This is a genomic window from Bacillus sp. DJP31, from assembly GCF_049310945.1.
Classification (GTDB): Bacteria; Bacillota; Bacilli; order Bacillales; family SA4; genus Bacillus_BS.
Window position 1 is genome coordinate 160,792 of record NZ_JBMERO010000001.1, and the last position, 15,924, is coordinate 176,715.

Genomic DNA, 15,924 nt, shown 5'->3' on the forward strand with positions numbered 1-15,924 from the left:
TTACTGATTGAGTATTAATAAAAAAGGTTCCTCAGTAATTTAACCTATACTGAGAAACCTTTTTAGTTTGACTAAGTTACCCTAGACAAAAAACTGTTCTTCAATCATTCTAGCTGACGCCAAGAATGCTATTCTTTGCTTTTTTTCATATTACTGATTGTATTCAATTTTTTTATAGACGAATCGTAAAGGGTATCTTTACTAAAAATCAAGCTCTCTCTTTTACAAAAATCAATAAAATCTCTATAACCCTTAAAGATTGAATCTAATAACTCCTCTTTTGGTATACTTGGTGACCTTGTTACTTTATTAGAAAATAGCAGATCCTTTATTTCGAAATAAAATTGATGATCTTGGTCTTTTTTAAGGACGAACACGTCACTAGGATAATCTAAAAGGGTAATAGTATACTCATCTTGCGCTGCTTGATCTTTAACAATGTAAGATAAATCGGCCCACGTCTCCAATAAATCTCCCGTTTCATATTGATCGGATAGAATACTTTGCTGATCATACGTAATCTTAACATAGCCAGGAAAATACTCATTCTCTTCGTAATCTAATACCTTTTGGGCAGCTATTTCTGCTAAGGGATGGTCAATAGGTAAAAATTCAATTTCTTCCTTCGTTAAATAACCTAGCTCTGGAATATAATTAGAAACATAACTTTTTAATTCTAAGCCTTTTTTCATATTATTTCCCCTTTTTACTTAAACAGGGTAGGCACTACTAACATAACCTTCACTGCTAATTCTCACTTCGTATTTAATACCATTTACAGTCCAGCGAACATTTACCCCTTTTCCTTTTTTCAAACTACTGTTAATAGTCGTTTTGTTCTTTCTTATAACGGTCATAACAATGTTTTTAATATCACTAACCCTTAAGCTAGGGTCGAACATACTTTTACCTTTGGAACCAGTCCAGTATGAAGGATGATGATTTTTTATAATATGTTGCATTTTTGCTTTAGTAAAATACACTTTTTTACTTCCCACATTTATAGTCGCATTCGCGAAATTTACTGTAGCTTTTTTTGCAGCATTACCACTAACAGCCTTAAAAGTTCTGGAACCAATTTTCAATATTGCTTTTTTTCCAATGTATTGAATTGCGGCTCTAGCTACAGCAGCTCCAATAAAGTATACAAGCACCGGATTATGTCCATCAGGATCCACATATATTACTGGATTATTCTTAGTATAGGTATATAAATTTAAAGATTGTGACTCCTCCTCAAATCCGTGGAATGTATCTCTCGTAATGAACCTGCCATCTTCCGAATCATAATAACGAGCCATCAAATAATATAATTTTGTTGCTTCATCATATCGGTAACCGGCATAACGATATGGGTTGGCCGATGCCATAGTACCAGTTTGAGAAATAATATTCCCCCAGGCATCATATTGATACTCTGCAACAACAGCGCCGTTACCATCAGTTAGGGCGGTGACATCTCCATGTCCATTTACATGATAATAGTACGTTTTTCCACCTTTGGTCATCGTCACCGGATTACCGTTGGCATCCAAAGTGTATTCTGCAACAATAGCATTATTTGCATTAGTTTCAGAGATAACCTTATGTCCATTGTAATGGAAGTAGATTGTTTCACTAGATGTGCTTATGCTTGTACGTTTACCCTCATGGTCATAGGTAAACTTCGCGAGGGAAACACCGGTTTTGTCCTTTACTTCAATGAGTTGGTTTTCCTCATTATAAACGTACGTTTTTTCCCCATCATTAATAAGGTTGCCGTTCTGATCATGCGTATACGCCTGTCCGTTAACACTTGTTAACTCGTTACCAGCATTATACGTATAAGTGGTTGTTGTAGTGGTCGCACCTTTTGTGACAGTTTTCTTCGTACGATTACCGACCATATCGTATTCATAGTTAATAATTGTTCCGTCCGTTAACGTTTCTTTAGTTAACTGGTTCAGAGCATCATATTCATACGAAACCGTACCGTCACTCGTTACTATACTTGTCTGGTTCCCGTTGGCATCATAGCTGTACTTGTACGAATCCAAAAGAGTTCCGTCTTTCTTGTAGTTTTTCAACTCGCCTAACCTGTTCACGTCATCGTAGTTTTGCGCGGTATAGGTGTTGTTTGCCCGATTGACAGAAGTCATGTTTCCACGCTCATCATAGACAAACTTCGCCTGGTTGTTCCCATTTCTCGCTAATGCAATCAACTGATTAATTTCGTTGTATGCTAATTCTGTTGAAACTGTTGTTGTTCCGGCCGTGAATTTCACAGAATTCAGATTATCGTTCGGGTCATAACCAAATTCGTTTTTCGCTGATCCTTTATCTTCTTGTATTAAACGGTTATTTTTATCGTTTGTGAATGTGGTTTGTTTACCAGATGCGTCAATGACGGAAGTAAGATTCTCGTTCGCATCATAACCGTATTCCCATTTTTTTGTGCCGTTCACAGACGTGCTGATCAGGCGGTTAAGTGCATCATACGTACTTGAAATAGAATCACCTTCTGGAAACACAATCTTTGTCTCGTTTCCATTACGGTCGTACTCAAACTGAATGACCTTGTTTAACGGATTCGTAATTTTCGATACGAGGTTAAACTCGTTGTAATCGTATTTCGTTACATTTTGTTTGACATCCGTTACCGTTGTACGGTTTCCGTTCCCATCATAACTATACGTCGTGATACCAAGCTTTGCATCCGTTACTTTTGTCAACAAATTACGGGAATCGTACGTATAAGAAGTCGCTTGGCCTTTCCCATCCTTAACGCTAGTCTGGTTGCCTACAGCATCATAACCGAACGTTGCGGTATTTCCAACTGGGTCTTTGATACTTGTTACGTAGTTGCCACCGGAATCATACGTATTGAACGTGTGGGAAGCCCCTAGTTCAAGTCGCATCGCATCAAACCAAGCTGTTCCGGTTTGATTCCAATAATAGTAATATACGTCGATAGAGTTAAAGGCTTTTTTCGGTTTCACTTCTGCAGCCACATGTTGCCAATCAGACTCTGTCTTACTGAAATCATTGGCATAATCCCAATCAACAGTCCCATCAGTATAGTTAATCGCTACTTGTAAATTATAGTAGCCGCCGTTCAGATCGGCACCGACCTGTTTAGACCAACCGGAAAGTGTTAATTTTGTATTTTGATCCCCAGAAATATTGATACGTTGTTTGATCGATTTATTCTTCCCGGCCTCACCAGTCATCTGGAAGGAAGATTTGCCAATATAAACGTTGTCATCACCCTCGTTTACGTTTTGAACAACTTTATCATTTACAGACAGATTACTGCTTGTATCCCAGTTAACAGGTTTTCCATCTTGGAATCTTTCAAAACTTGAGTTTTCAACCAGGTTATAAGCAGAAAGTGTTGTTCCTTTTTCCAATTGAACACCGTCAAAATAAGCAGTCCCTGTTCCTGCGTTGAGACCAACTGCTACTGTAATTTTTGTAGTTCCTTCTGGTACAGAATCAATTAAAGCTTGGAGCCGTGTCCAATCATTAGTACCTTTAATCTCAGAAGAATATACTGCTTCTCCCTTAAGGTTATTAAGATCATCAAAAAACTCAAATTTTAAAAGAGCTGTACCAGTTGTATTATTCGTTTTTACATAAGCGCTTGCGATATATTTTTGGCCTGTAGTATAGCTAAACTTGTCAGAACGAATGATAGACCAACTTGTTGGATTAGAGATGCTGACCGCTTTTTCGCCAAACTTGCTGCTGTTTGCCCATGCAAAAGTCGCTGATCGAAGAAGGTATTCCAATAAATATATAAAAACAACACAGAGTAAAAAAGGGTTATAAATGGTAAATAATACCATGCTATGACCCTTTTTTACATGTATCTCGGTCGTACCCCATATTAGTCAGACAGTAAATATATCTCTTTCTATTAAGGCATCCATGGCACAGCAAATTGCCATTTTCACATGACTATACGTTAGTCCACCTTGCACATAAGCTACATAAGGTGGGCGCAGAGGACCATCAGCTGTAAGTTCAATGCTAGCACCTTGGATAAAAGTACCCGCTGCCATAATGACATCATCTTCATAACCAGGCATGTAAGCTGGATAGGGGGTTACATGACTGTTAATTGGTGAAGCAAACTGAATGGCTTGACAGAAGGCAATCATTTTTTCCCGGTCATCAAATTGCACAGATTGAATCAAATCTGTTCTTTTACTATTCCACTTAGGACTTGTGTTAAAACCAAGCCTTTCTAGAAACGCGGATGTAAACACGGCCCCTTTTAAGGCTTGACTAACCGTATGTGGTGCCATGAAGAACCCTTGATACATTTCTTGAAGGCTATATAAAGACGCACCCGCTTCTGCACCAATCCCAGGAGAAGTCATTCGATAGCTACAGGCTTCCACAAGTTTCTTCTTACCAACAATATATCCTCCTGTTTTAACAAGGCCTCCACCAGGATTCTTTATTAATGAACCAGCCATTAGATCTACTCCAACATGGCAGGGCTCGAATTCTTCAACAAATTCTCCATAGCAATTATCTACAAACACCACAACATCTGGTTTAATATTTTTAACAAATGCGACCATCTCTTGAATCTCCGAGATCGAAAACGAAGGCCGATTTGCATACCCTTTCGAACGTTGGATACCAATCATCTTTGTATTTGGTTTTATGGAGTCTCTAACGGCAGCATAATTAATTTGTCCATCTGAATTAAGATCTACCGTTTCATAATCAATATGAAAGTCCTTCAACGAGCCGATTCCATTTCCACGTAAACCGACTATCTCCTCAAGGGTATCATATGGTTTCCCCGTGATATACAACAACTCGTCGCCAGGCCTTAGGATACCAAAAAGAGTAATGGAGATAGCATGTGTACCAGAAATAATCTGAGGTCTCACTAATCCCGCTTCTGCACCAAATACTTCAGCATAGATGAGCTCTAACGTATCTCTCCCTCTGTCATCATACCCATAGCCGGTTGATGGGATGAAGTGAGAATCACTAACTTTATTTCTCTGATAACTTTGTAGCACCCGAAACTGATTCCGTTCGGCTATTCCATCAATTTCTATAGTAATGCCTTTAATTTGTTGCTCAGTTTCATTTATTATAGGTAGCAATACCTCACTATGTTTCAAATACTCTAACATTATGTTTCTCCTCTTTTACTTCAAGTAGTTCTTAAGCTGTTGCGTTATAGAAAGACTTGGTTGGATATAGCCTTTACAAAAATATTGATCTTTTTCTTCTTCATAAGAAAGCTCAGTTACTACAGAGGCAGATTTTAATTGTGCTAAAAGCTTGCCTTCTGAATTCGGTAAATAAACTTTGTATTCTTCCATACTTTTCATCATTAATGATTGCAGCTTTTGTCTTAAAAGTAGTAAATCATCCGAAATAAATGCACTCACCTCGATAAATTCATGAGTAGAAGATGGCATAAACTCAGGGTGAACTTCATCCCTTTTATTATAGATGGTTACTATCGGGATTTGGTCAGCATCTAGCTCTTTTAGAAGTTTATAAACAGTTTGTTCATGATTAAAGTAATCTGCATTTGAAGAATCTACTACATGCAAGATTAAATCCGCTTCTTTTGCTTCTTCTAAGGTGGATTTGAAGGCCGCAATTAAAGTGGTTGGTAAGTCTTGAATAAATCCAACCGTATCTGTTAACAGTGCAGTGAATCCCGATGGAAGAATACACTTTCTTGTCATGGGATCAAGCGTTGCAAATAGCTGGTTCTCCTCAAAAGAATCAGCCTCAGTTAAACGATTAAATAAGGTGGATTTCCCAGCATTAGTGTAACCGACTATGGCGAGTTGAAATGTTTGATTATGCTTTCGTCGCTCTCGATATCTTTCACGATGGGACACAATATTTGCTAATTGAGCTTTAATTTCGTCAATACGACGGTGTATATGACGGCGATCTGTTTCAAGCTTCGTCTCTCCTGGTCCTCTTGTTCCGATTCCTCCCCCTAATCTTGACAAGGCAAGTCCCTTTCCTATTAGACGCGGTAACAAGTATTTGTGCTGAGCTAGTTCTACCTGAAGCTTCCCTTCTCTTGATCTCGCTCTTTGTGCAAATATATCAAGGATAAGCTGCGTTCGATCAATGACCCTTGATTCAAGTACATTGGATAAATTTCTAATCTGACTCGGAGACAATTCATCATTAATAATTATCACATCTGCTTCAAGTTCAGCCTCTAGAGCAATAAGCTCTTCAACTTTTCCTTTCCCTAAATAAGTAGCAGGATGTCTTGTAGATCGTTTTTGTGTAAGAATAGCTTGTACTTCTCCTTTTGCGGTTTTCGTTAAGGATACAAGTTCATCTAAGGAATATCGAAAACGTAAATCATCATCCTTTGGTAGCTGACAACCTACTAGTATGACTCTTTCAGATTCTTTTTCATTTCTATCAGTCAACCTTGATTCCTCCCAAAAAGTCAATATATATAAGTAAGCATATCATACCAAAACAAGGAAGCTTTCGAAACTCTAACAAAATGAAAAGCTAGGATACAACTAAGAATTAAATACCTTGATAGCCATGGAAGAGGATTATGATATTTTAGGTGTTTATATACTAGGTCTTGTCACCGCTTTTGGTGGTGGTGCCATAGGAAACTTATTAATTGGTGTACCCGTTTCTGCCCTTTGGGAACAAAGAATTATGTTTCAAGTTGCGCTTTTATCCATTACGATTCTTTTTTATTTCCAAATAGTTTACTCAAACATTGGAAGAGATGTGGCAATTTTTTTGATGCTATCGGGCTTGCTGCTTTCGCGATCCAAGGTGCTTTATATGCAACAGAAATGGGGTATCCCATTAGTGCGGTAGCGGTGGCCGCTGTGCTTACAGGAAGTGGAGGTGGAATCATTCGAGACTTACTTACAGGGAGAAAGCCAGTCGTATTACAATCTGAAATATATGCCGTTTGGGCAGGGATTGCCGGGATCTCAATCGGTATCGCGATACTCAAAAGCCCTTTTGAACTCTATCTGCTGTTCTTTTCAATTTTGCTTTACGAATGGCATCTGTTATTTACAAATGGAGTCTACCCGTTAAGACTATTGGATCTAAACAAGAGCACCATACACATGCTTAGAGCTTGGGACTTTTACCAAGCTCTTTCTTTATTTTTTAAAATCCGAAGCATGCTTGCCTATACTATGTACCATTTTTTAGTCAAAGAGGAGCTACAACTGAAGCTCCTCTAAGATATTCCAAAATCTAGATCCTGGCGTTGAATTGTTAGCAGATCATTTCTTTCATACGACTCACTCATTAATAGTCGCATGGCCTGAGTTCGAATAGATTTTTCTATAACATTTCTAACATATCGACCATTACTAAAAGCACGTGGGCTTTGAAGCAACAGGTCTTTTAAATGTATTTTCAACTCCCATTCTGCATCTCTAGAGAACTGATATTCCCTCTCAGCCATCATTATTTTGGATATCTCTATCAATTGTTCAACTGAGTAATCTGGAAAATCTAAAACTACAGGGAACCTTGATCTCAAACCTGGATTTAACGTTAAGAAATGCTCCATTTCCCTTGAATACCCTGCTAAGATCAGCACAAAGTCATGTTGTTTGTCTTCCATATGCTTGACTAATGTGTCAATGGCTTCCTTCCCAAAATCTTTTTCGCCACCCCTTGCAAGAGAATAAGCTTCGTCTACAAAAAGAATTCCGCCCATCGCTTTTTTCACCAAATCTCTCGTTTTTTGAGCAGTATGACCAATATATTCACCAACTAAATCAGCTCGTTCTGCTTCAATTAAATGCCCCTTCGTAAGAACGTTCATGTTAAAAAATAATTTACCTAGTAGACGAGCAACTGTGGTTTTTCCTGTTCCCGGATTTCCTTTAAACAACATGTGCAGCACTTGTTTCCCCGGTTTTAGACCTTGCTCTTCTCGCTTTTTATTAATGTATAACCAGGCGTAAATTTCCTTTACCAGCTTCTTCATTTCATCTAGACCAATGAGGCACGCCATTTCATCTTCTATGTGCTTGAGTTCTGCATGCTTACCTGGGACTTCAAAGGGTGTAGGTGCCACACGATCATGTGTTACTGCGCCACCCCGTTTTTTTGGATCGTGAAGAATAATGTTTATTTGACCATTATTTTTTAATTTTAACGGTTGATCCAAGGACTTTCACCTCTCATTTCCTTACATTATACGTAGCAACATCCAGAAACGTGACAAATGCCTAGTTTTAAGAATAAATTTTATTTGTCCAACATTTGGGATATGACATAATTCTACAAACCACCTCTTCTTTTCGAGTTTGTTCTTCATTATTTCGAGTGCCTCATTCGATTTTGTCAATTCCTGCGGTTTCCTGAGAAATATTTGAATTGGGAGATCAAAATCGAGGAGTCATGCAAATTCCGCCTAAATTCTAATGAAATATAAAAAACACCACAGCCATAATAGCTGTGGTTCACCTTCAAGTTATGCTTTTATAAAAATTAAACCTGAGATTATGATTGAGACTGTGGTTCTAACTCTAAATGGATATTCTTTTGAGGTACAAATGTTGAGATAGCGTGCTTATAGATTAACTGTTGCTTCCCATCAGATTCTAAAAGAACTGTAAAGTTATCAAATCCTTTAACTAGACCTCTTAATTGGAACCCGTTAAGTAGATATACGGTAACAAATGCACTATCTTTTCGGAGCTGGTTTAGGAATTGATCTTGAATATTGATTTGTTGCTTCATATATGATGCCCTCCTCGAATATTTCGTACTTGTTATTAATTTCGATTAAAGATTCTGCTTTCCTGCTATAAAGTAGATAATTTCTTTAAACTTTTTTTCATTCCCGGCGTCGCTCATGTCAAACCATGTAACATCCATCTTATTTCGAAACCAAGTGAGTTGGCGTTTTGCATATCTTCTAGAATTTTGTTTTAAAAGATCAATGGCTTCATCAAGTGTTACTTCACCATCTAAATAAAGATATAGCTCCTTATATCCAATCGCCTGTATGGATTGAACATTACGAATTTCTTTGTCATACAAGGATTTTACTTCATTAAGTAAACCATCTTCAATCATACGATCCACTCGTTGATTGATTCTACTATATAATTCACTTCGATCCATTGTTAAACCGATAAGTGCTACATCATAAAGGGTTTCCCCTAAATCTTGATCTTCTTGGTGTTCACTCATCGTTTTTCCGCTTGTTATGTATACCTCTAATGCACGAATCACACGTCGTTGGTTGTTTGGGTGAATTTTCTCTGCACTAACAGGATCGATCTTCCTTAATCTTTCAACTAATACATCGATTCCTTTTTCTTTTGCTTCTTTTTCAAGTTGTTCTCGAAGAATAGAGTTAGAGCTATGTTCAGAAAAGTGATAATCGTAAATGACTGACTGAATGTAAAGACCTGTTCCACCTACAATTATCGGTAAATTACCACGTTCTGTAATTTCCTTTATTAACCTTCTTACATTCAGCTGATATTCTGCTGTTGAATACGACTCTGTAGGATCTTTAATATCCAATAAATGATGTGGTATTCCTTCCATCTCAGTTGAAGTGATCTTGGCTGTTCCGATGTCCATAGAACGATAGATTTGCATGGAATCCCCACTAATTATCTCACCTTTAAAGGCCTTCGCTACTTCAATGCTTAATTTTGTCTTTCCAACCGCTGTTGGTCCGATGAGGACTACGACTTTCTCCCTTTTCATTACTAATTTCTACCTCGATCCTAACGTACTACATTTTCCTAACTAACTATTGATTCAATACTTAGGAAAGTGAAGCAACATCTACTTAGTATATCCACTTCTCTATTTTTCATTCTCTATAAAGAATTATTTTTAGTAAAAAAAGCCGTTTTTCACAGCTTTTTTACATGACTCGTTTAAATAGCTTTTCCATTTCATAGGTGGAAAAATGGACGATAATCGGTCTTCCATGTGGGCACGTAAATGGGTCTTCGGTTTGTCGTAAGGATTCTAATAGTGAAAAAGTATCAGATTCCCGTAAAAACTGATTGGCCTTAATGGATCCTTTACAGCTCATCATGATCGCAGCATCTTCACGTAATTTCTTTATATCTACTTTTTTCTTCGTTAAAACTTGCTGTATCAATTCCTCAATCACTTCCACCTCATACCCGACAGGAAACCATTGGGGATGAGCACGAATGATATAGCTTTGCTGACCAAACTCCTCTAAAAATACACCGATTCCCTCTAGTACAACTCTATTTTCTTCAATAATTAGATAATCATTGTAAGAATATTCAAGAGTAATAGGAACAAGAAGCTCCTGTAATTCCCGTCTCACATCTCCAACCTTTTCACGGAAAAACTCATATTTCACTCTCTCTTGAGCTGCATGCTGATCCACAATATATAATCCGTTGTCATTTTGAGCCAATATATAGGTTCCATGCATTTGACCAATTGGGTAAAGAGGAGGTATTCTTTCTTGATTCTCAGTTTCCAACGGTTCCAATCGTTCCGAAACTGCATAACCTTCATCATTGTTAAGGACTGTTTTTCGAACATCTGTAACATCGGTTATTACTTGAGAATGAGTGTTCGTAGTTATTGGTTGTTTAACGACAGACTGATTGTTTAGTAAGCTTACTTGTTCCTCATAAATCACGGGTGCAGGTGTATGAGTGAATGAAAACCTTTCTTGAACTGATTCATCTCTTTTAAAACTTTTTGGCACTCCAACAGAAGGGATAAGCTGCTGACCTTTAAAGATGTTTTTAATCCCTTCTTCAATTAAATCGTTTAGTTCAGCTTCCTTACTAATTCGAACTTCAAGCTTAGCAGGATGGACATTTACATCAACGAGTATTGGATCCATCTCAATCTTTAGAAGTACGATCGGAAAGCGACCGATTGGTAGTAAAGTATGATAACCGTTTTGAATAGCTTTACTTAAGGGATAGTTTTTGATATACCTTCCATTTATCATGATTGATAAGTAGTTCCTTGAAGCACGGGTTATTTCGGGTAATGAGACATAGCCACTTACTTGAAAGTCTAACGAAACCAATTGTATGGGAATGAGTTTTTTAGCAATGGACATGCCATAAATTGAAGATAGTACTTGTAATACATCTCCATTTCCACTTGTAAATAGAATCCTTTTTCCACTATGAGTCAATTTAAAAGAAATTTCCGGATAAGCCATAGCCAACCGATTAATTAAATCCGATATATTCCCGAGCTCTGTATGAATGGTTTTCATATACTTTAATCTAGCAGGCGTATTAAAGAAAAGATTTTGAACGGTTATCTCCGTTCCTTTTCGACTATTTGTCTGTTCATGCTTGAGCACTTCTCCCCCTCTTAATGAAAGAAGTGTTCCAGGCCCAGCCCCAGAGCCTGTCTTTATCTCAAATTCTGATACAGAAGCTATACTTGGTAAAGCTTCTCCTCTAAAGCCTAACGTTCTGATTCGAAATAGATCGTTTTCATCTTTTATTTTACTTGTAGCATGCCGTTCAAGTGCCACTAAGCAATCATCTTCTTGTATTCCATGGCCATTATCAATAATACGAATCTTCGAAAGCCCCGCTTCTTCCACTTCTATTTCAATGACCGTACTTCCTGCATCAATGGCATTCTCAACAAGCTCTTTCACAACAGAGGCAGGTCGCTCTACCACTTCACCTGCAGCAATCTTATTGGAGAGTGAATCATCTAGTTTTCTAATAATCCCCACTAGCAATGTCTCCTCCCTAGTAAGCTTTTAATTTCTTTTGAATTTCATAAAGTTTATTCATTGCATCCATTGGCGTCATTTCCATTAAGGGTATAGATTGTAAGAGCTTCATAACTTCTTTTTCTTTACTAGAGAGGTTTGTTTCATTACGTGAAGGTTTAGATCCTTCAAAAAAGGATAGTTGTTGGTCTTCTTTAACTTGTTGGGTAACTTTTGTTTGATTTTTCGCCTCAAATTGAGTCAATAATTCCTGTGCTCTTGAAATTATCGACTTTGGAAGTTCTGCTAGCTCTGCAACATGGATACCATAACTTTTATCCGCTGCCCCTTCTTGAACACTATGCAAAAATACAACCTTACCATTTTGTTCAACCGCTTTAACATGAATGTTTTTCAAGTTCACTAATTCTTTATCAAGAGTAGTAAGCTCGTGGTAGTGTGTAGAAAACAATGTTTTTGCACCGATATTTTGATGAATATATTCTATGATGGCTTGTGCTAATGCCATCCCATCATAGGTTGACGTACCTCTACCTATTTCATCAAATAAGATTAAACTATTATGCGTTGCATTTGAGATGGCATTTTTCGCTTCTAGCATTTCGACCATAAAGGTACTTTGACCAGAAATTAAATCATCAGCTGCCCCTATTCTTGTAAAGACTTGATCAAAAATAGGAAGGACTGCTTTTTCTGCCGATACAAAACAACCAATTTGTGCCAATATGGACGTTAAGGCTATTTGTCTCATATACGTACTTTTCCCTGACATGTTTGGACCGGTAATTAGAAGTAATTGTCTTTCAGCATTCATGAAACAGTCATTTGCTACGTACTGCTGGGTGTCCATCATTTTCTCCACGACAGGATGACGACCATTTTTGACATGTAAGATCTGTTCAGTGGTCATGGTTGGCTTTATCAAATGTTGTTTCTCACTAACACTTGCAAAGCATTGAAGAACATCGATTTCACTAATGAGCTTAGCTAGTGCTTGTAGTCTAGGAATATAAACCTTAACTTGTTCACGAAGGGCTAAGAATAAATCATATTCTAATTCACCAATCTTTTCCTGTGCTTCTAGGATCAGTGATTCCTTCTCTTTAAGTTCAGGAGTAATGTATCGTTCAGCGTTAGCAAGTGTCTGCTTTCGTTCATATCTTCCTTCTTCTAAATTACCTATATTTGACTTTGTTATCTCAATGTAATAACCAAACACCCTGTTATATCCGATTTTCAGAGTTTTTATTCCTGTTAGCTCACGTTCTTTCTGTTCAAGTTGTGATATCCATGCTTTCCCATTCCTGCTAGCATCTCGATATTGATCAAGAGGCTCGTGAAAACCATCTCTAATCATATCTCCATCTTTCACGCTAAGCGGTGGATCATCCTTTAAGGAACGTTCTAATATGTCTAATAAATCAAAGCACGGGTCTATTTTATGGACTAGCTTTTGAGCATAAGGAAGCTCTAACTGACCAATAGTTGATTGTAAAAAAGGAATCTGCTCTAGGGATTTTTTTAACTGTAGTAAATCCCTAGCATTAACATTCCCAAATGCCACTCGCCCAGCTAATCTCTCAATATCATAAACTTCCTTTAATTTTTCACGTAGCTCTTCTCTTTGAAAAAATTGCGCCAGAAGAACTTCCACCATATCGTGTCGATTTTTTATTCTTTCCAAATCAATGAGAGGGCGATCGATCCAGGCCTTTAACATCCTTCCTCCCATTGAGGTCATTGTTTCATCTAGAAGCCACAGCAACGAACCTTTTTTTCCTTTTGAGCGAATTGTCTCGGTTAATTCAAGGTTTCGCTTCGAGTATACATCAATTTTCATAAAATGATGAACTTGATAATATTCAGCAGGTTGCAAATGGTCAAGATTTCTTTTTTGAGTCCTCTTTAAATAGTGTAACAACCGGGATACTGTATGCTTTAGCTTGTCCATTTCAATCCGTTGAAAAAGTTCTTCTACTTCGCCGACTATTGAGGAATCCTCTTCATATGAGACGGTTACGAAGCAACGTTCTTCTAACAGTTTACACCGTTCCTTATTAAAGGTAGGTGAGACCACTACTTCTTTTGCCTGTAAAGAAAGGATTTCACCGATCACTTCATCCCACAATTCAAGCAAGGTGACATTCAGTTCTCCAGTTGATAGGTCATTGTAACAAAATCCAAAACTATTGTCATCAAAGCTCGTTAAAGACGCTATGTAGTTGTTTTGCTTGTCATCTAAGCTCTTACCATCCATAACTGTCCCAGGTGTAATTAATTGAACAACTTCTCGTTTTACAATACCCTTGGCAAGTCTCGGATCTTCAGTTTGTTCACAGATTGCCACTTTATAGCCTTTTTCTACTAATTGTTCTATATAATTAGGTGCTGCATGGTGCGGAACCCCACACATTGGAATCCGTTCACCCACTCCACCCTCACGACTCGTTAACGTTATTTCTAATTCCTGGGCTGCTTTTACTGCATCCTCAAAAAACATTTCATAAAAATCACCTAAACGAAAAAATAAAAAGGCATCTAAGTAGTCTGCCTTAATCTTTAAATATTGCTCTAACATCGGCGTATATTGCACCATAGTAAACCCCCAACACATCATCAAAATCTTTGTTTCTATTATAACATAATTCTACAATGTTCTTAGGTGGAAATGATGGGCAATTGAACTACTCACCCCTTAACGACCTTACGGTCTGTTTTCAAGGGGGAGATTCCTAAGAACACCAGTGTATCCTAGTTATTGATTAGGCTAACCCCGTTGTACCAACGGGGTTAGCCTTACGGCTTCGTTTTGGAGATTTAAGCTTGCATTAATATCTTCGATTATGGTGACTATGGCACTCTGGACAATTCCATTCACGTAATCCGAGATCTTTAACGTCTTTGTTTTTGTAGCCACAACAAGAACATAGTTGACTTGGAAGGAAAGTTTTTCGCTACTGTAACGACTTGTTTTCCGTACCATTTCGCTTTGTATTCGATCATTGTTTTGAATTGTGACCAAGACAAGATACTTCACTGATTGCGTTTGCGAGCTTGTGATTCTTTAACATAGCATCTTTATCTTTCTGTTTGCCTAAAAAGAAATTGAATACAAACCTTGAACAACCAATGGTTTTGTTAATGAGTTCAGTCTGTCTCTTATTTGGATAGATACGGAATTTGTAGGCTTTGTTTACTAACATGAAATCCACCTCACTCCCAACCGGAACATTTGTTCTAAGTATGCCATTTTGATCATAGCTTTGGCTAACGCCAGCCAACCGAAATTCATCTCCTCCTTATCATTAGACTTCGCCCTTCACACGATTGAAGAGAGAGTCTTCTTTCGGAAACTGATAAAAATGCGCAAGTACTTTGGTTAGCCATGGCCTATAAAAAAGAAAAACTAGGAAGTGTACCTCCCTAGTTTTTGCTTATTCTTCTTCATCGCCTAATAAGAAGTTTGGATCTAAATCTTCGAAATCCTCATCGTCAACGTCACAATCCCAATCCGAATCGTCACATGCTTCTGGGCTTACTGCAACACATACTTTCGTTTCACCGATTACTTCAACTAAGAATTCTCTTTCAACTTGAACAATGACCTTGTTTCCGTTAGGCGAGATTGTTGCTTCTAAGCAGTTTGGTTGTTGAATGACACGAGCAATTACCTCATGATCATCTCCAAAGAAGTTTTCATCACGGTAACGTAGCTTTACAGTGTCTTTATAATGTACGGTTTCTGTTACAACCTCTGTTTTTGTATTGTCGTTGTAAGAGTACCATACGTTAATGTCATAGCGACCATCCACTTCCACAGCGTCCCCACATTTTTTTGCATTATATACGTGGTTAATGACCCAGCATCCTAAAATGCTTGTTGGTCTGTGTGATGGAGAAATCGTATGAGTGCACTGCGTGAATTTCTTTCCTTTTCCAACGACAGCTTTTGTAATAATCTCTCTGTATTGGGACATAAGAACAAACCCTCCTCAATTCAATCTTCATTTCATCCTATGCGTGACAAATGACTAGTGTGCCTACTAATTTTTTCGGTAAGTAAAATGTTACAAATTTCATCAGAATTAGGCGGTATAGTTCATTCTATGCACGCACGCCCAGATATGTACTAAATTTTTTTTTAGGAGAGAAAAATTTGTTTCTTCTTATGTTCCATCGCTGAAATGCAGAATTGAAAAAAGGAT

The 15,924-nt window shown here is 37.6% G+C and carries 10 protein-coding genes and 3 pseudogenes; 1 reads left to right on the forward strand and 12 read right to left on the reverse strand.

The features are described 5' to 3' along the window. Positions 1 to 128: 128 nt before the first annotated feature. From ACOI1C_RS00870 to hflX, 4 genes are all read right to left on the reverse strand, one after another. On the reverse strand, positions 129 to 692 hold the full coding sequence (locus tag ACOI1C_RS00870; RefSeq protein WP_422507041.1) for a hypothetical protein: 564 nt from the start codon (positions 690 to 692) through the stop codon (positions 129 to 131). Between the two features lie 18 nt (positions 693 to 710). Further along, on the reverse strand, positions 711 to 3,209 hold the full coding sequence (locus tag ACOI1C_RS00875) for an RHS repeat domain-containing protein (protein ID WP_422507043.1): 2,499 nt from the start codon (positions 3,207 to 3,209) through the stop codon (positions 711 to 713). 663 nt (positions 3,210 to 3,872) lie between these two features. Continuing rightward, entirely contained in the window at positions 3,873 to 5,141 is a 1,269-nt protein-coding gene (locus ACOI1C_RS00880) for an aminotransferase class I/II-fold pyridoxal phosphate-dependent enzyme (RefSeq protein ID WP_422507045.1), read from the reverse strand. A 15-nt stretch (positions 5,142 to 5,156) separates the two neighbouring features. Further along, the gene (gene hflX / locus ACOI1C_RS00885; protein WP_422507047.1) at positions 5,157 to 6,422 is read right to left on the reverse strand and encodes a GTPase HflX; all 1,266 of its coding nucleotides are present in this window, start codon (positions 6,420 to 6,422) and stop codon (positions 5,157 to 5,159) included. A 115-nt stretch (positions 6,423 to 6,537) separates the two neighbouring features. On the opposite strand from hflX, the pseudogene ACOI1C_RS00890 reads away from it, so the two are divergent. Continuing rightward, positions 6,538 to 7,105 (forward strand): annotated as a pseudogene (locus ACOI1C_RS00890) (trimeric intracellular cation channel family protein). 108 nt (positions 7,106 to 7,213) lie between these two features. Here ACOI1C_RS00890 and spoVK read toward each other — a convergent pair. From spoVK to ACOI1C_RS00930, 8 genes and pseudogenes are all read right to left on the reverse strand, one after another. Next, complete coding sequence (gene spoVK, locus ACOI1C_RS00895) at positions 7,214 to 8,158, reverse strand: stage V sporulation protein K (protein ID WP_422507049.1); 945 nt, start codon at positions 8,156 to 8,158, stop codon at positions 7,214 to 7,216. 335 nt (positions 8,159 to 8,493) lie between these two features. Continuing rightward, positions 8,494 to 8,733, reverse strand: coding sequence for an RNA chaperone Hfq (hfq, locus tag ACOI1C_RS00900; RefSeq protein WP_422507051.1), 240 nt, complete (start codon positions 8,731 to 8,733; stop codon positions 8,494 to 8,496). A 45-nt stretch (positions 8,734 to 8,778) separates the two neighbouring features. Further along, entirely contained in the window at positions 8,779 to 9,717 is a 939-nt protein-coding gene (gene miaA / locus ACOI1C_RS00905; RefSeq protein WP_422507053.1) for a tRNA (adenosine(37)-N6)-dimethylallyltransferase MiaA, read from the reverse strand. Between the two features lie 163 nt (positions 9,718 to 9,880). Beyond that, on the reverse strand, positions 9,881 to 11,719 hold the full coding sequence (mutL, locus tag ACOI1C_RS00910) for a DNA mismatch repair endonuclease MutL (RefSeq protein ID WP_422507054.1): 1,839 nt from the start codon (positions 11,717 to 11,719) through the stop codon (positions 9,881 to 9,883). 16 nt (positions 11,720 to 11,735) lie between these two features. Then, complete coding sequence (gene mutS / locus ACOI1C_RS00915) at positions 11,736 to 14,315, reverse strand: DNA mismatch repair protein MutS (RefSeq protein ID WP_422507056.1); 2,580 nt, start codon at positions 14,313 to 14,315, stop codon at positions 11,736 to 11,738. A 171-nt stretch (positions 14,316 to 14,486) separates the two neighbouring features. Continuing rightward, positions 14,487 to 14,790, reverse strand: a pseudogene (locus ACOI1C_RS00920) (zinc ribbon domain-containing protein); the annotation flags it as partial. A gap of 18 nt (positions 14,791 to 14,808) precedes the next feature. Next, a pseudogene (locus ACOI1C_RS00925) lies at positions 14,809 to 14,922 on the reverse strand (helix-turn-helix domain-containing protein); the annotation flags it as partial. Between the two features lie 231 nt (positions 14,923 to 15,153). Continuing rightward, positions 15,154 to 15,696 carry an outer spore coat protein CotE gene (locus ACOI1C_RS00930; protein ID WP_422507058.1) on the reverse strand — a complete coding sequence of 181 codons (543 nt, stop codon included), beginning with the start codon at positions 15,694 to 15,696 and terminating at the stop codon, positions 15,154 to 15,156. Positions 15,697 to 15,924: the final 228 nt, after the last annotated feature.